This window comes from Thalassolituus sp. UBA6592, from assembly GCF_002433655.1.
Classification (GTDB): domain Bacteria; phylum Pseudomonadota; class Gammaproteobacteria; order Pseudomonadales; family Oceanobacteraceae; genus Venatoribacter.
The window spans coordinates 38555-53537 of the sequence record NZ_DJIO01000113.1; the positions used below are offsets into that span (position 1 = coordinate 38555).

At 54.0% G+C, this 14983-nt stretch carries 18 protein-coding genes; 10 read left to right on the plus strand and 8 right to left on the minus strand.

Annotation, left to right across the window (positions count from 1 at the left end):
- Positions 1 to 44 precede the first annotated feature (44 nt).
- The 4 genes from B2Z72_RS10690 to B2Z72_RS10705 form a co-directional block, all read right to left on the minus strand.
- The gene (locus B2Z72_RS10690; RefSeq protein WP_296981872.1) at positions 45 to 1004 is read right to left on the minus strand and encodes a sensor domain-containing diguanylate cyclase; all 960 of its coding nucleotides are present in this window, start codon (positions 1002 to 1004) and stop codon (positions 45 to 47) included.
- Positions 1005 to 1011: 7 nt separating this feature from the next.
- Positions 1012 to 1635 carry a histidine kinase gene (locus B2Z72_RS10695; protein WP_296981873.1) on the minus strand — a complete coding sequence of 208 codons (624 nt, stop codon included), beginning with the start codon at positions 1633 to 1635 and terminating at the stop codon, positions 1012 to 1014.
- A 1-nt stretch (position 1636) separates the two neighbouring features.
- Positions 1637 to 2011 carry a response regulator gene (locus B2Z72_RS10700; protein ID WP_296981874.1) on the minus strand — a complete coding sequence of 125 codons (375 nt, stop codon included), beginning with the start codon at positions 2009 to 2011 and terminating at the stop codon, positions 1637 to 1639.
- A gap of 314 nt (positions 2012 to 2325) precedes the next feature.
- Positions 2326 to 3129 (minus strand): acyl-CoA thioesterase, encoded by an 804-nt coding sequence (locus B2Z72_RS10705; RefSeq protein WP_296981876.1) that lies wholly within the window; start codon positions 3127 to 3129, stop codon positions 2326 to 2328.
- Positions 3130 to 3363: 234 nt separating this feature from the next.
- Between B2Z72_RS10705 and B2Z72_RS10710 the strand changes: the two genes are divergently transcribed.
- The 6 genes from B2Z72_RS10710 (at position 3364) to B2Z72_RS10735 (ending at position 8190) form a co-directional block, all read left to right on the plus strand.
- A complete protein-coding gene (locus B2Z72_RS10710) occupies positions 3364 to 3864 on the plus strand; it encodes a PaaI family thioesterase (RefSeq protein ID WP_296981878.1) in 501 nt (166 codons plus the stop codon).
- Positions 3861 to 4295, plus strand: coding sequence for a PaaI family thioesterase (locus B2Z72_RS10715; protein ID WP_296981879.1), 435 nt, complete (start codon positions 3861 to 3863; stop codon positions 4293 to 4295). The genes B2Z72_RS10710 and B2Z72_RS10715 overlap by 4 nt, the downstream gene beginning before the upstream one ends.
- A 390-nt stretch (positions 4296 to 4685) precedes the next feature.
- Complete coding sequence (htpG, locus tag B2Z72_RS10720; protein WP_296981880.1) at positions 4686 to 6587, plus strand: molecular chaperone HtpG; 1902 nt, start codon at positions 4686 to 4688, stop codon at positions 6585 to 6587.
- Between the two features lie 131 nt (positions 6588 to 6718).
- On the plus strand, positions 6719 to 7303 hold the full coding sequence (locus B2Z72_RS10725) for a YfaZ family outer membrane protein (RefSeq protein WP_296981881.1): 585 nt from the start codon (positions 6719 to 6721) through the stop codon (positions 7301 to 7303).
- Positions 7304 to 7326: 23 nt separating this feature from the next.
- Positions 7327 to 7803, plus strand: coding sequence for a DUF6586 family protein (locus tag B2Z72_RS10730; protein WP_296981883.1), 477 nt, complete (start codon positions 7327 to 7329; stop codon positions 7801 to 7803).
- Positions 7804 to 7938: 135 nt separating this feature from the next.
- Positions 7939 to 8190: a hypothetical protein gene (locus tag B2Z72_RS10735; protein WP_296981884.1), complete on the plus strand. Its 252-nt coding sequence runs from the start codon at positions 7939 to 7941 to the stop codon at positions 8188 to 8190.
- Between the two features lie 147 nt (positions 8191 to 8337).
- Here the strand turns inward: B2Z72_RS10735 and B2Z72_RS10740 are convergent, their stop codons facing one another.
- Positions 8338 to 8799 (minus strand): cell division inhibitor SulA, encoded by a 462-nt coding sequence (locus B2Z72_RS10740; protein ID WP_296981886.1) that lies wholly within the window; start codon positions 8797 to 8799, stop codon positions 8338 to 8340.
- Between the two features lie 82 nt (positions 8800 to 8881).
- The gene (gene lexA / locus B2Z72_RS10745; RefSeq protein ID WP_296981888.1) at positions 8882 to 9481 is read right to left on the minus strand and encodes a transcriptional repressor LexA; all 600 of its coding nucleotides are present in this window, start codon (positions 9479 to 9481) and stop codon (positions 8882 to 8884) included.
- A 299-nt stretch (positions 9482 to 9780) separates the two neighbouring features.
- On the opposite strand from lexA, the gene B2Z72_RS10750 reads away from it, so the two are divergent.
- The 4 genes from B2Z72_RS10750 (at position 9781) to B2Z72_RS10765 (ending at position 12857) form a co-directional block, all read left to right on the plus strand.
- Complete coding sequence (locus B2Z72_RS10750) at positions 9781 to 10422, plus strand: TetR/AcrR family transcriptional regulator (RefSeq protein ID WP_296981889.1); 642 nt, start codon at positions 9781 to 9783, stop codon at positions 10420 to 10422.
- A gap of 65 nt (positions 10423 to 10487) precedes the next feature.
- Positions 10488 to 11042: a L,D-transpeptidase gene (locus tag B2Z72_RS10755; RefSeq protein ID WP_296981893.1), complete on the plus strand. Its 555-nt coding sequence runs from the start codon at positions 10488 to 10490 to the stop codon at positions 11040 to 11042.
- Positions 11027 to 12076 carry a beta-N-acetylhexosaminidase gene (gene nagZ, locus B2Z72_RS10760; protein ID WP_297004768.1) on the plus strand — a complete coding sequence of 350 codons (1050 nt, stop codon included), beginning with the start codon at positions 11027 to 11029 and terminating at the stop codon, positions 12074 to 12076. The genes B2Z72_RS10755 and nagZ overlap by 16 nt, the downstream gene beginning before the upstream one ends.
- Positions 12077 to 12089: 13 nt before the next feature.
- On the plus strand, positions 12090 to 12857 hold the full coding sequence (locus tag B2Z72_RS10765; RefSeq protein ID WP_296982971.1) for an S-methyl-5'-thioinosine phosphorylase: 768 nt from the start codon (positions 12090 to 12092) through the stop codon (positions 12855 to 12857).
- 138 nt (positions 12858 to 12995) lie between these two features.
- Here the strand turns inward: B2Z72_RS10765 and B2Z72_RS10770 are convergent, their stop codons facing one another.
- Positions 12996 to 13850 (minus strand): CsiV family protein, encoded by an 855-nt coding sequence (locus B2Z72_RS10770; RefSeq protein ID WP_296982972.1) that lies wholly within the window; start codon positions 13848 to 13850, stop codon positions 12996 to 12998.
- Positions 13847 to 14983: TRCF domain-containing protein (locus B2Z72_RS10775; RefSeq protein ID WP_297004771.1), on the minus strand; the 1137-nt coding region annotated here is incomplete at its 5' end. The genes B2Z72_RS10775 and B2Z72_RS10770, both read right to left, overlap by 4 nt.

Consider the following 14983-nt stretch of genomic DNA (forward strand, 5'->3'; position numbering starts at 1 on the left):
CTGACCTGAACGCTCGTGGCGGGCAATTCGCATGAGCACAATCGCTAAGGCTGGTGGATGCAGATCTGGTTGCCGCCATGATCACGGGCCTGTTGCAGGGTGGCTTCTGCAGCCTGAATCCAGCGCGCACTGTCACTCAGTTTGTCACTGTAGCGGGCGATGCCAAGGCTGAGAGAACAGGAGACACCCTCCGGCAGTCCGGAATTGTTCACCATCTCTGACAGCCGGTAGATGCGCTGAGCAAATACATTTGCTTCGTCTTCGTTGCTGTCGACCAGCAGGGCGGCAAAGGTGCCGCCATCGTAACGGCATACCAGATCGGTATCGCGCAGAGTCTGCACCAGTCCGTCAGCCAGTATCTTCAGCAGGTGATCCCCCGCCGGGTGGCCGAATTCGATATTGATACGGCGGAAGTCGTCGATTTCAAATAAGACCAGAGTGCTTGGCCGTTCAGAGCGCTGACAGCGGCTGAATTCCCGGCGGGTTTCCTCAATCCAGTAGAGGCGGTTGAGCAGACCGGTGAGCAGATCGGTACGGTTGCGTTCGGTGAGGGATTTTACCGCTGTTTCGGTATCCGCACGGCTGACGGCAATATCGGTGACGTCGTAGACGATCAGGCAGATGTGATTCACCTGGCGATCAATGGATTCCAGCGGAATCATGCTGGTGTTCTGATACATCACAGAGGCACGGCCGGTGATCGGGCGGTAATTTTTAAAGCGGAAAAGGTAAGGGCGCTGCTCCCAGATGGTGAAGGTGCGTGTTCTTAATTCAAAGACAGGTGCCGCTTTTTTGCAGAACCAGTCTTTGGGGATTTCCGGAAACAGGGTAAACAGATTTTCACCACGGGCGACCTGCGGACTGAGTCCGCTGTGGCTTTCCATAAAGCCATTCCACAGCTGAATGTCATAGTTTCGGTCGAGGACCACGAGACCGACGTCGATATTCTGCAGAATATCCATCAGCCAGTGGATGTCACCTAACTCTATATTTGCTTCGCTCATGAGCTGATCAGTCCAACAGATAGTTAATTTTGTTGTTCAGCTTGATTACCGAGTCTTCGGTAAACAGCAGCAGCAGATCACAGTCGATATTGACGTGTTCCAGGGTGTAGTGAATTTCAATGGCCAGGGTTTTACTCCATTGGTGATTGCCGGGCTTCAGCAGGTCGTCCACTTTACAATGCTGGCCAAGAATCACCGGGTGACCCTGGTTAAAATGGATCTCCAGTTGATCGCCAATGCCCTGCACACAGGCACCGATAAGCAGTGAACTGACATCCATCAGCAGCTCCATTTCGGCAAAGCGGTCGAGGCTGCCGGGGTAGTTCATCAGGGTGGCCAGATCATGAAAGCTGGTATCGTTGAACAGCAGCAGCGCTTCGCCGGCAATGCCGGAGCCGATAAAGCCCTGACACACAGCGGACATCGCCGAGTCGGTTTCCGTATCCTGAATTGCCATGCGCAGGTCGCTGGCTTCAATCAGATTTACCTTCGGAATCGGCAGCACTACGTAGGCGTCCAGCAGGCGTGCCAGGCGGTCAGCGGCCTGGCCCATGGCGACGTTAGTCAGTTCCTGGTAGCAGTCGCGCTGATCTTCACTCAGCGTGACTTCCGGGTGAGACTGGTTAGTCATATCAGCCCCCTGACAGAATGCCGAATTCAGTGAGAATGGCGCGGGCTTTATCCGCGTCTACGGGCTTTTTGACAAAAGCCATTGCGCCGAGAGCTTTGACCCGTTCCTGAGCGTCCGGCTGAATGTCTCCGGAAACGACAATCACCATGGCTGGCAGATCTTCGCGGCGGATGACTTCCAGCACCCCGTAGCCATCCAGATTGGGCATGGTCAGGTCAAGAAACACGACTTCACCGTTACCGGCGCGAATGACCTCAAGACCTTCAACACCGTCGCCGGCAAAGTGAATTTCCACATCCCATTCCTGCGGAATAGCGCGGGCCATTTGTTTGCGTGCGAAGCTGGAGTCGTCACAGATCAGAATTTTGGTAGCCATAACCTGTCTTTTGAAAATGAAAACCTGTCGATGACTCTAAGTAGTAGTTGGCGCAGGCTTATTGAGCAAATTATGTCTGGCGAAACCGGGGCAGAAAGTGGTGGAAATATACTGTTATGCGCGCGACGACACAGTGCCTGCGCCGGTTTGCTCGGGCAGGCTCAGCAGACAGGCTCAGCAGACAGGCGTTGTCGTTCTTCAGGAGGTTATTCTTCCGTCAGCAGGATGCCGCGTTCTTGTTATTGTTATCGCCCCGACGCCTTGCGTAAAAGACTTAACTAAGCGACGCGGCTGCAGACAGCGGGGATGCGGGATCAGCGTTTGTCATAGATCGCCACCAGTTGGCGGCTCAGGGCCAGCAGAGTGCCATCCGCTGCGCAGATGCGGGCTTCTGTATGGCCGTAGCCCCCGTGGGACTGGCGGATTTCCGCTTCATACCACAGCCAGTCACCGGCCTGCAGCGGTTGCTGGCAATCATCCGGTGCGTGAATCATCTCCATATTCCAGCTGATGGTGGCGCAGGGGCCGAAGGATTTCAGCTTCTGCAGCGGCGTTGGCGGCCAGACATCCGTAAGCCCTATGACGTGGGCGGGCGTCATCGGGCCGCTGGCCTCTTTCAGGCGCATCCAGCCTTTCAGGTGATTGTGTGGGCTGTTGGTGAAGGGCAGGCCTCCATCGCAGAAGCGGAAGTCCACATGTTGGGTGAAGTCCGGCGTCAGGCCCTTGATGAAAGGCAGAGGCTTGCCATCGCCGGCCGGAGGCAGGCTGAGATCATGGTGTTCCACCAGAATATCGGACTCCCGGGCCAGCGCAAAACACGCCGTTATGTGCGCGCAGACTGCAGCGTTCTGTACCACATCCCCCTGGATATGACTGACGGAACCGCCCCGTGCCAGAACCTGCTCGGTGAATGTCAGTGGCTCAGCAGTCTTCAGCGGCGCACAGAAGTTTACTGCTACGGAGCGTAGCGTGTGATCACCACTGAGTCTGCTCAGGCGTGCTATCGACATCGCTGCGCTGAGGCCGCCGAACGAGGTTCGCCCCTGGCTCCAGCTGCTGTCCATGGTCAGGGAGTCCTGTTCTGTTGCCTGCTGCAGATAATGGTCGAAGGTCATCATCAGGGAGTTTCCGTTTCTTCTCGTTATTTATAAACCGCTAAGATAACACGCGTTGGCGCAGTGTGCGCTTTGAGTAATCTGTGCACGGGGTGATGGATTTTGTGAGCGTAAATGCTAATTTGTGCCGACGGACTGGTCATTGTTAAATCCGCGCCTTCCGGTATAACGGTGGCTTGTGCGGGCCGGATACAACTCAGGCCCGGGCACCATCTGCTATTCAAGAGTTGTTTCATCATGACTTTATCGGTAAAAACCCGCGCCCAGCGTTTCGTCGCCACGCTGCGCCACTGTAACGTGCTGGGCCTGACGGTCGAACGCGCTGATGCGGACGGCCTGACCATGCGACTGCCTTACAGCGACATGATTGTCGGCAATCCGCTCACTGGCGTTGTCCACGGTGGCAGCCTGACAACCCTGATGGATACCGCCTGTGGGACGGCGGTGTTTGCGGTTCTGCCGGGCTTTGAACTGTGCCCGACGCTGGATCTGCGTATGGATTATATGACCGCTGCTCAACCGGGTCTGGATCTGATTGCCGAGGCCAGTGTGGTGCGTATCGCCAGCAGTGTGGTGTTTACCCAATGCGAAGTCTTTCAGGCTGCCGGGGGCGGGCAGGAACGTGAGTTAATTGCCCGCTGTGCGGCAACCTTTATGCGTATCGGACAGGATATGACTCCGGCCGATTTCCGCGCCCGCATTGAACAGGATGATGACAGCGGAGAAACCGACGCATGACATTCGAAGAAAAATTGCATGGTGCACAGCAGAGTGGCGATTTTAACGCTCTGATCAATGAGATTCCTTATGCCCGGCTGATCGGACTGACGCTGAAGCGCGTTGGTGATGAGGTGTTGTTCTGTCTGCCAAAGAATGACGACAATATCGGCAACCCAATATTGCCGGCTATTCATGGTGGAGTGATTGGCGGTTTTATGGAGTTGTCGGCCTCGCTGCAACTGATGATGAACATGGATATCGCAACCATTCCGAAGATGATCGATTTCTCGCTGGATTATCTGCGCGCAGGACGTCATCAGGATACCTTTGCTGAGTGTCAGGTCTGGCGCCAGGGCTCGCGGGTGGCCAACGTAGCGATTACTGCCTGGCAGACGGATAAGGCGAATCCGATCGCTACGGCGCGGGCGCACTTTCTGCTCAAATCCTGATCGTTATACCGTTATCTTTTACTTCTCTGGCAGTGTTCTCTGGCGCAGTTCTGCAGTGCGCTCATTATTCTGTAAGGAAGTTCACAGAGTTGCTGGTGGAATAGCCGGGGAAGTCAGACTGGGTTCTGGCTTCTGCTGCCTGTTTCTTTTATCCATCTATCCATCTTCAGTCAGCTCTTACATCAGCGAGGCGTTACCGGACTCTGTTGTTTGCTTCAGGGGGTTGGAATCTGGTTACTGTTTTCAGCTGCCGGACCGCTCCGGTGTGCATTCAGGCCAGCGGGATCAGTCTGCGTTAATCCACAGTTGTGCCCTTGAAAACCATTTCCTCGTCCCCATCTTTGCAAACTACTGAATAAGTTTGGTCCGTTGACAGGAGATAAAAGCAAGATGACTGCAGCCAGCAAAGAAACCCTGGGGTTTAAAACAGAAGTTAAGCAACTGCTGCATCTGATGATCCACTCTTTGTATTCCAACAAAGAGATCTTTTTACGCGAACTGATTTCCAACGCGTCAGATGCCTGCGATAAATTACGCTTTGAAGCACTTAAGAACGATGCTCTGTACGAAGGTGACAGCGATCTGAGCGTACACATCGATTTCGATGCCGAAGCGAAAACCGTTGTTATCGAAGACAATGGTATCGGTATGAGCCGCGAGGATGTGATCAATCATCTGGGTACCATTGCCAAATCCGGTACCGCAGAATTCCTGAGCAAACTCAGCGGCGATCAGCAGAAAGATTCACAACTGATCGGTCAGTTCGGTGTGGGCTTTTATTCCGCCTTTATCGTTGCCGACAAAGTGACGGTAGAAACCCGCCGTGCCGGTACCGATGCCGCTGAAGGCACCCGCTGGGAATCTGCCGGTGAGGGTGAATTCACTCTGGAAGCCATGGATAAAGACAGCCGTGGTACCCGTATCACCCTGCATCTGAAAGAAGGCGAAGAAGAATTTGCTGACAACTTCCGTCTGCGCTCCCTGATTAAAAAATATTCTGACCATATTGCTGTGCCGGTTTATCTGCCACAGGAAGTCGGTGAGGATGATGAAGACGGTGAAAAGAAAAAAATTCCGGAAGCCGTTAACGAAGCCAAGGCGCTCTGGACCCGTCAGAAAAGCGAACTGAGCGACGACGAATATAAAGAGTTTTATAATCACGTTTCCCACGACTGGAATGATCCGCTGCTGTGGATGCACAACAAAGTGGAAGGCAAGCTGGATTACACCAGCCTGCTGTATATTCCGTCCAAAGCACCGTTCGATATCTGGAACCGCGAGGCGACCCGTGGCCTGAAACTGTATGTGCAGCGCGTATTTATCATGGACGACGCTGAACAGTTCCTGCCGCTGTACCTGCGTTTTGTTAAAGGGGTGCTGGATTCCAATGATCTGTCTTTGAACGTTTCGCGTGAAATTCTGCAGAAAGACAAACAGGTCGACAGCCTGCGCAGCGCGCTGGTGAAACGTGTGCTGGATTCGCTGGAGAAACTGGCGAAAAACGATGCTGAAAAATATCAGTCTTTCTGGGAAGAATTCGGCGATGTGCTGAAAGAAGGCCCGGCAGAAGATTTCAGCAATAAAGAGAAAATCGCCAAACTGTTCCGCTTTGCGACCACTAAGAGTGAAGGTCCGAAGCAGACTGTCAGTCTGGAAGATTACGTTGCCCGCATGCGTGAAGGGCAGAAAAAAATCTATTACATCACTGGTGACAACTATGCTGCTGTCGCGACCAGTCCGCACCTGGAATATTTACGCAACAAAGGCGTGGAAGTTCTGCTGCTGACTGACCGTGTCGATGAATGGATGGTCGGCCATCTGACGGATTTCGACGGCAAGGTATTCCAGGACGTTACCAAAGGTGAACTGGATCTGGATGAGCTGGCCGATGCGTCTGAGAAAGAACAGCAGAAGAATCTGGAAGAAACCCATAAAGATCTGGTTGAGCGTGTACAGAAAGCGCTGGAAGGTGAAGTGAAGCATGTGCGGGTAACCGCTCGTCTGACGGACTCTCCTGCCTGTATGGTGGTTGGCCAGTACGATATGGGTGGCCATATGCGCCGTCTGATGGAAGCGGCTGGTCAGCCAGTACCGGAACCGGATACCTCACTGGAAATTAACCCAACGCATCCGCTGATTGAGCGTCTCGATAAAGAGCAGAATGAAGAGCGCTTTGCTGAACTGGCTCAGCTGATTCATGCTCAGGCACTGTTGGCGGAAGGCAGTCAGCTTAAGGAACCTGGACAGTATGTTTCCCGTCTGAACAAACTGTTGCTTGATCTGATGAGCTGAAGCCTTATTTCTGCGGTCCTACGGCGGCGGCGCAGGTTTTACCTGTGCCGCCGTACTGTTATGATAAAGCGCTCAGCGGGCGCTGTTATTAAGCGAAAAATTTCCGCAGAAATAAATAATTGGGGACTTTTATGAAAAAATTCAGCGCCGCTCTGGTGTGTGCAACGGCTGCTCTGGCAATGGTACCTGCGGCAAACGCCGGCGGATCTCTGGACATCAGTCTGTCTGATGATGTTGCCCGCATTGGTTATGATGCAACTCAGATGGGCAGCGGTATTCATATCAGCCTGGCTGGCCTTTACGACGATGACAAAGGCGAGATGGTTTCTGCCGGCCTGCACGTTGTGGATGTGCGTCCGTCAACCAGCAATCTCTACATCGGCGTGGGTGCCAACGTCTTTGCCTACTCGACTGACCGTTCCGACCGCTATGATGATTACAGTGGTGTGGCTCTGGGTGTTGGCGGTTTCTTCCGCTACAGTTTTGCGGCTGCTCCGGATGTCAGTCTTGCCGGTCACGTTTACTACGCGCCACCCGTTATTTCCTTTGCTGATACCGAAAACATGATTGTTTCTAATCTGCAGATGCAGTACTCACTGCTGCCAACCGCACGTGTTTATGCCGGTTACCGTTATAACGGCATCCGTCTGGAAGACGTGAGTAACCGTTATAAGCTGGGTGACGGTGCGCACCTCGGCCTGACCATCGATTTCTGAACCGCTCAGATAGAGAAACAGCCATGAGCCAGTGGATAGGATTTACCAACAAAAAGCTGTATCAGAGCCGTCTGTTACTGAGTGAATTCGCTCAGTGCGAACAGAAGGCGCTGATGAGTGCCCTGGAAGAGAGCGCGCTGTATCAGCTGCACGATGCCTGGTTATCCTATCTGCAGGAGCTTGGCGATATGGTCGCTTATCGTCAGCCCGTGCAGTCACTGCAGGAGCTGGTAGGGCAGGTAAACCTGATTACCGGGGAAATGCGTGAGTTGATGCAATTGCAGGACAACGCCTTTTCCTGGCTCAGTCAGATGTTGAAAGCGGTGGAAGACCTGCGTTATCCGGATGCTGCGCGTCCGGTTCAGCAAGCCGGGGCTCAGAATGGTGGCGTGCAGACAATTTCGCTGGTGCAGGAAACGACCGAATCCCAGGTGGCTGCCTGGTGGCAAGCCCTGAGTGCGCTTATTGATACTCAGCGCGAAAACCGACAGGAGAGCTGATCCGCAGGGTCAGTGATCTCCGACCATTATTGCTGTTCTAACAGTTATCTTTTTATTCCCAAGTGTTCTTTTTAATGGCGCGCCCTTCGGGGTTTTCATGTGATACACTCGCGCGCCCAGTTTTGAGAGGCGGATATGGCACGCTTTTTTGAGATCGTAGAACTTTCCAACGGCGACATTGTACTGCGCCGTGCTGACGACGCAGATTCCGATGCGTTGGTGTCCATTCATTTTTCAGAGGACGCCAAGGCCAGTCTGCAGGCACACCATATGGATGTGGCCAGAGTTATGCTGGAGGCGGGCGTGCGCAAGGTCGGTGAGTTATCCGGAATGGAAGTCGAACAGGATGATTTCGATACGCCGGAGCATGAGCAGCGCCTGCACTGAGCGGACGCTGAGCTGCACGGCAACAGAATGCAAACAGCCCTGACCATGTCAGGGCTTTTTTTTGGCTGCTTTACAGTGGAGGCAGAGCGGGCGGAGCATTTTTACCTATCCGGCTTACGTATCCGGTTCAGGTAACAGGGCTGCGTATCAGGCTTCGTGCTGAATCAGCACCACGTGGCTGCCGCTGTTTTTGGCCATCTGGCGCAGCTGACGACGGTCGTCACTGCTGATACGGCCCTGCCATTCAACAATCATATGACTGTTGCCGGCGGCCAGTACTTTGCTGCACAGCGCCATTTGGGTGTCCGTACACAGATCGAGATGTACCACGGGCGCCTGACCCAATCCCATACTAGCCAGCCATTGTTTATTCATCGGGCGGTTGGGGCTCAGCCACATCAGCCAGCGTTCCTGAGAATTGCACTGGGCCAGCATCGGCAGCAGCTGCAGAGGCTGAATAGCACCTTCGTCACTGACGATGACTTCGGTGAGGCTGCCACTGCGGGCTGGCGCTATACCGAAACCTTTGCCCGCGGTGTTGCCAAAAGCAACCGGCTGACTGCTGAGGGACAGTCCCGGTTCTTCCATTCCAAGTGCTAACTGACGCATAACTAACCCCCTGATAAAGCTCAGAATGTCTGCTGATATTGGTCTGTTGATTGACTGTTAGTGATTTGCTTCTGCCTGGCTGTCAGTGGCGACGGATGACGCCAACGTACAGGCCTTCAATGGCAAATTCCTGCTCCCGCAGATCCACTTCAATCGGCTGGTAGTTTTCATTCTCGGGATACAAAAGGATCTGTGAGCGTTTTTTCTCATAACGCTTCACTGTCACTTCGTTATCGACCCGGGCAACGATGACTTCACCGTTACGGGCAGTTTCCGCTTTGTGAACAGCGATGTAATCGCCATCCTGAATACCGATGTCTTTCATACTGTCACCGTGAACTTCCAGCAGGTAATCGGCCTGTGGGCGGAAGAAGGACGGTGGGATTTCGCAGTATTCTTCAATGTGTTCCTGCGCCAGGATTGGTTCACCGGCGGCAACACGCCCGACGATCGGCAGGCCTGGCTGTTGTTCTTCAATGATGCGCAGACCGCGGGAAGCGCCCGGCATGATTTCAATAGCACCTTTGCGCGCCAGCGCTTTCAGGTGTTCTTCCGCAGCGTTAGGCGATTTGAAGCCGAGTTCGGCAGCAATTTCCGCGCGGGTTGGCGGAAAGCCGGTTTCTTCCAGCGCTGAACGGATGAAGTCCAGTACCTGTTGCTGACGTGCGGTGAGCTTGATCATGATGCTTATCCAGTCTGTTGATCCATACAGTAGGTGTAAATGTATACAGTATTTTATTCAGTGTAAACACCTTTCTTGGTCAGGCAGGACAGGGCGGCCTGTCGCAATGATCTGGCAGGAGGCATGAGTCAGCAGGTGGAGTTGTTGCGGGATACAGCAGAAAAGGGTGGGCGTGTGGTCGTAATTTTACTTACGGTAGCCTCCGCTATTGCCTATTTGTTGTTTTAAACGTATGTTTGAAACAATCGTTTTGTAATGTCTTCGTGGAGCGGAGGCGACAGTTTGGATCAACCACCCTTATGGCACAGAAAGATACGGTTAAGAGCATTCTTAACGCGGCAGAGGAATTGTTCTCGGAACGCGGGTTCGCGGAGACGTCACTGCGCAATATTACCACGAAAGCGGGTGTGAATCTGGCTGCGGTGAACTACCACTTTGGATCTAAAAAAGAACTGATTCAGGCGGTGTTTGCACGATTTCTCGGTCCCTTCTCGGAACAGCTGGAAGAAAATCTGGCGCATCTTGAGTCCGGATTACCAGGTCGCGTGCCGGCGATGGAAGAGTTGCTGCTGCTGTTATCCCAGACGGCGCTGTCATCGGGCTACCACGACAGTCCACGTCGGCTGGGCATATTTATGCGTCTGCTGGGATTAGCCTACAGCCAGGGGCAGGGGCACCTGCGCCGTTTTCTGCAGAAAGAGTATGGCCGCGTATTCAATATCTATATGAAGCTGGTGACGGCGGCGACACCGGAGCTTTCTGATGAAGAGCGGTTCTGGCGTATTCACTTTATGCTGGGTGCTACGGTTTTCACCCTGTCCGGTGCGGATTCCCTGTCGGCGATGGCAGAATACGATCTGGGTAAAGGATCGGATATTGCGCAGGTCGTGGATAAATTGGTACCGTTCCTCGCAGCCGGTGTAAACGCGCCACACAGATAAGAGCGCAGTTCTTAAGGACAATTCATAAGGACATCGGCACCCTATCAGCCAGATGGAACGCGAGTATGAACTCTGTCCGCCCCATGCCCAGCAGCGTGGCCGCTCTTCACGATAACGTTATTGAAATTTCGATTGCCGATCAGCAGTTGCGCATCCTCAGCGCAGGTGTCTGTTACGAATATTCCGTTTCCACCGCCGCCAATGGTGCCGGAGAGCAGGAAGGCAGTGGCAAAACCCCACGCGGCTGGCACAGGATCCGTGCCTGTATTGGTCGCGGAGCTCCTCTGAATTCTGTGTTTGTCGGCCGGCGCAGAACCGGCGAGATTTATACCCCGGAGCTGGCTGCTGAGCATCCCCGGCGGGACTGGATTCTGACCCGGATTCTCTGGCTGCAGGGACTGGAAATTGGCCGTAACCGGCTTGGCAGCGTGGATTCCATGCGCCGTTATATTTACATCCACGGTACACCGGATTCCGAGCCCATGGGAAAACCGCTTTCTCATGGCTGTATACGCATGCGCAATGACGATGTTGTTGAACTCGCCGGGCTGATTGATGCCGATACCCGGGTATGGATTCAGGAAGGTACGTTCGCGAGGATTCCATGTCGCAATCTTTAGTAAGCCAAATGCCGGTCGGGCAGCGGGTGGGCGTTATTGCCGATATTCCTGCGACTGAACTGACCGATGAAGACCGCCGCTTTATTGCCCAGCCAGAGTTATCCGGCCTGATATTTTTTGCCCGTAATTATCAGTCTCCGCAGCAGCTGGCAAAGCTGTGTGCGGATATTCGTGCTGAGCGACCGGACCTGCTGTTGTGCGTGGATCAGGAAGGCGGACGGGTGCAGCGTTTTCGCGAGGGTTATACCCGCCTGCCGCCGATGCTGACGCTGGAAGCGATATTCCATCAGGATGAGGCCCGAGCCATCGGGCTTGCCCGTGAACAGGGCTGGCTGATGGCGTGGGAAGTTCGCCGCCAGGGCGTGCACCTGAGTTTTGCTCCGGTGCTGGATATTGAGCGCGATATTTCCCGTGTGATCGGCGACCGCGCCTTTGGCCATTCTGCCGAAGTGGTGATTACGCTGGCGTCTGCCTTTGTTGAAGGCATGAGTGAGGCGGGCATGGCTGCGGTGGGGAAGCATTTTCCGGGTCATGGTGCGGTAGAGGCCGATTCGCACAAAGACCTGCCGGTGGATGAACGTTCGGAGCAGGCACTGGATTACGATCTGCGGCCTTTTGCCGAACTGATGGACAGACGGTTGCTGGCGGGCATAATGCCGGCCCATGTTGTTTATCCGGCGGTGGATGCTGAACATACGGCTGGTTTTTCCCGTCGCTGGCTGCAGGATATTCTGCGCCAGCAACTGCAGTATAACGGTGTTATTTTCAGTGACGATCTGACCATGGCCGGTGCTGCCAGTGTGGGCAGTTATGCTCAGCGGGCACAGGCGGCGATGGATGCTGGCGCTGACGCGTTAGTGGTCTGTAATAATACTGATGGTGCGCAGCAGGTGATTGATCAGGTCCGCCTGCAGTGTCAGCAGGGCTGGCAGCATCTGGATCTGCAATATTTGCAGGGCAGCATGGAACAACTGGATTCGGACGAATCTGAGCGCCGGGCGCAGTCTGTACGCCGGGTACTGGAAACTCTCTGAGAACCGAGAATTTATGTCATCTGAAGTTATAGCAATTATTGGTGGTACTGGTCTTACACAACTGGAAGGCCCGCAGATTACCGCCGCACACAACGCAGAAACGCCATTGGGCAATCCCTCCGGTCCGATTGAAGCGGGTGAGTGGAATGGCTCACAGGTGCTGTTTCTGGCCCGTCACGGCCATCCTCATGCGCTGCCGCCGCATAAAATTAATTACCGCGCGAATCTGCTCGCTCTGCAGCAGCTCGGCGCAACAAAAATCATTGCAGTAAATGCCGTTGGTGGTATCCATCCGCAGATGGGATCGGGCAAAATTTCGGTTCCCCATCAGGTGATTGATTATACCTGGGGGCGAGAAGGTACGTATTTTGATGGTGAATTCCGCCCGCTGGATCATATCGATCTGACGCACCCTTACGATGAAACGCTGCGTCAGCAATTGATTGCCGCCGCCGGACGTATTTCGCAGCCGTTGCACGAATTTGGCGTCTACGGTGCGACTCAGGGGCCGCGGCTGGAAACCATTGAGGAAATTAACCGCATGGAAAATGACGGCTGTGATCTGGTCGGTATGACCGGCATGCCGGAAGCGGCGCTGGCGCGTGAGCTGGGCATTCCTTATGCCAGTCTGTGTCTGGTGGTGAACCCGGCAGCGGGTAAGTCCGATGGTGAAATTACCATGGATGAAATCCGTGCGGTGCTGCGTGACGGTATGCAGAAAGTGCGTGATATTCTGGCAGAAACCCTGAGTGGTATGGCTGACTCTCAGCCGGAGCAGTGAAATGTGAACCTTCCTGCAGAGGGATAGGTTCAGGCATGCAGGTTCAGCCCGGACAAACAAAAAGGCCGCTGTATTCACAGCGGCCTTTTTGTTTGTTCCGGTTGAATCAGTACAGGCTTGAATCAGCGCCCGGTTAAATCACTGGTCGCCGTTCAGCGAACTGGCATCTTCAATCGGGGTGATTTTAATCACGATGCCGAGCATCGGATGGTCGATGTAGTGCAGTTCATTACTGCGCATACGGCGGGTTTGTTTCACTTCTGCAGCACGCAATGGTGTTGGCAGGAGTTCCGCCGGATTGGATTCAAACGGGCTGTTGTTTTCTTCGCTGTTGTTTTCGTCACTGCTGCTTTCATTACTGTTGTGGTTCAGCTGCAACTGAAAGTTATCCCTTGCCACTGTGCTGTCCGGCAGTGTCAGGGTGCTCAGTGCCGGATTTTCATCCAATGAGTAGTGCTGCACGATAAGGTCAGTATTCAGGTGCAGATAACGGCTGCGGTGCAGAGTGAAGCTGCCGCTGATTTCGATGGCAAACTCATCTTCAAGGCGGATGTTAAGCGGGTGAACAACTTCCTGGCCTTCTTCCTGAATCGGTTCGATCCAGGCCTGATGCCAGACCACCTGCATATCTTTGCGGCTGTTAATGCGCTGTTCGGCGTGAGCCAGTTCCAGATGCTCCAGCTGAGTAAACGGGGCCGGTAATTCAGCCGCCGGAATATCCGGGAAGCTGAAGCCCGCCCACAGGGCAGAGTGCAGTTGCTTGTACATGACCGGCGCCTGCCACCAACTGTAATCCGGGCGTTCAGGTTCTTCTTCACTGTACGGCGATGGTAAGACATCCGGCCACATTTCATGGTCGATGTTTTCCTGATTTTCGTAGGCGACCAGCATCATTTCCACCCGATACCAGGGGGCGGCTTCTGCCGGGGCAGACAGCAGGGCACAAAGCGGCAATACAGGCAAAAGCGCCGTCAGGCTGTGCAATGGCTTCACAGGTTAGGGTCCTTCTGTAATTCGGTGATGACCTGGTCGATCTGGTTAAAACGCTGCTCGATACTGGACATGTTGAGATTGAAACGCAAGGTATGGCCACCTTCCAGTCTGAATGTGTTCGGTTTGCTCTGGACCAGTCTGACCAGTACAAACGGGTTTATGTTCGTTTCTGCTGCAAATTCAATGCGGCCGCTGCTTTCTCCGGCATCCAGTTTGGCGATGCCTATCGGCGTTAATTTCAGTTTCAGCGATGTCTGGCGGAACAGGTTTTTCACCTGATCCGGCAGCAGGCCAAAGCGGTCGATCATTTCCACCTGCAGTTCTTTCAGCTGCGTATCATCTTCGGCACTGGCGATGCGTTTATACAGCGTCAGACGCGAATTCACATCCGGCAGATAATCGTCCGGAATCAGCGCCGGAATATGCAGATTCACCTCGGTGCCGGCATTGATGGTCAGGCTGTCAGATGGTGTTTTGCCCGCCTTCATGGCTTTGACCGCCTGCTCCAGCATGTCCATGTAGAGCGTGAAACCTATGGTTTCGATCTGACCGCTCTGTTCTTCGCCTAACAGTTCACCGGCGCCGCGGATCTCCAGATCGTGGGTGGCGAGCATAAAGCCGGCACCGAGATCCTGGGAGGCAGAAATCGCATCGAGGCGTTTTTCTGCATCTTTGGTCATCATCTTCGGTGGCGGAGTCAGCAGGTAGGCGTACGCCTGATGGTGCGATCGGCCAACCCGGCCACGCAGCTGATGCAGCTGCGCCAGACCAAATTTATCAGCGCGGTCGATGATAATGGTATTAGCAGATGGAACGTCGATGCCTGTCTCAATAATGGTGGTACACACCAGCACGTTGAAACGTTTGTGATAGAAATCACTCATTACCCGTTCCAGTTCGCGTTCAGACATCTGGCCGTGGGCGACAATAACCCTGGCTTCCGGAATGGCTTCTGCCAGTTCTCGGGCGGTTTTCTCGATGCTTTTGACTTCGTTATGCAGGTAATACACCTGACCACCGCGCAGAATTTCCCGCAGGATGGCTTCTTTGGTGGTGGCTTCGTCATGCTGGCGGACAAAGGTTTTAACGCTTAAACGCTTAGCCGGCGGTGTGGCGATGATCGACAGGTCGCG

What these genes read in the sequence shown, in the direction of transcription:
- B2Z72_RS10690 (WP_296981872.1), bottom strand. Translation starts at nt 1,004, where the DNA reads ATGAGCGAAGCAAATATAGAGTTAGGTGACATCCACTGGCTGATGGAT.
- B2Z72_RS10695 (WP_296981873.1), bottom strand. Translation starts at nt 1,635, where the DNA reads ATGACTAACCAGTCTCACCCGGAAGTCACGCTGAGTGAAGATCAGCGC.
- B2Z72_RS10700 (WP_296981874.1), bottom strand. Translation starts at nt 2,011, where the DNA reads ATGGCTACCAAAATTCTGATCTGTGACGACTCCAGCTTCGCACGCAAA.
- B2Z72_RS10705 (WP_296981876.1), bottom strand. Translation starts at nt 3,129, where the DNA reads ATGATGACCTTCGACCATTATCTGCAGCAGGCAACAGAACAGGACTCC.
- B2Z72_RS10710 (WP_296981878.1), top strand. Translation starts at nt 3,364, where the DNA reads ATGACTTTATCGGTAAAAACCCGCGCCCAGCGTTTCGTCGCCACGCTG.
- B2Z72_RS10715 (WP_296981879.1), top strand. Translation starts at nt 3,861, where the DNA reads ATGACATTCGAAGAAAAATTGCATGGTGCACAGCAGAGTGGCGATTTT.
- htpG (WP_296981880.1), top strand. Translation starts at nt 4,686, where the DNA reads ATGACTGCAGCCAGCAAAGAAACCCTGGGGTTTAAAACAGAAGTTAAG.
- B2Z72_RS10725 (WP_296981881.1), top strand. Translation starts at nt 6,719, where the DNA reads ATGAAAAAATTCAGCGCCGCTCTGGTGTGTGCAACGGCTGCTCTGGCA.
- B2Z72_RS10730 (WP_296981883.1), top strand. Translation starts at nt 7,327, where the DNA reads ATGAGCCAGTGGATAGGATTTACCAACAAAAAGCTGTATCAGAGCCGT.
- B2Z72_RS10735 (WP_296981884.1), top strand. Translation starts at nt 7,939, where the DNA reads ATGGCACGCTTTTTTGAGATCGTAGAACTTTCCAACGGCGACATTGTA.
- B2Z72_RS10740 (WP_296981886.1), bottom strand. Translation starts at nt 8,799, where the DNA reads ATGCGTCAGTTAGCACTTGGAATGGAAGAACCGGGACTGTCCCTCAGC.
- lexA (WP_296981888.1), bottom strand. Translation starts at nt 9,481, where the DNA reads ATGATCAAGCTCACCGCACGTCAGCAACAGGTACTGGACTTCATCCGT.
- B2Z72_RS10750 (WP_296981889.1), top strand. Translation starts at nt 9,781, where the DNA reads ATGGCACAGAAAGATACGGTTAAGAGCATTCTTAACGCGGCAGAGGAA.
- B2Z72_RS10755 (WP_296981893.1), top strand. Translation starts at nt 10,488, where the DNA reads ATGAACTCTGTCCGCCCCATGCCCAGCAGCGTGGCCGCTCTTCACGAT.
- nagZ (WP_297004768.1), top strand. Translation starts at nt 11,027, where the DNA reads ATGTCGCAATCTTTAGTAAGCCAAATGCCGGTCGGGCAGCGGGTGGGC.
- B2Z72_RS10765 (WP_296982971.1), top strand. Translation starts at nt 12,090, where the DNA reads ATGTCATCTGAAGTTATAGCAATTATTGGTGGTACTGGTCTTACACAA.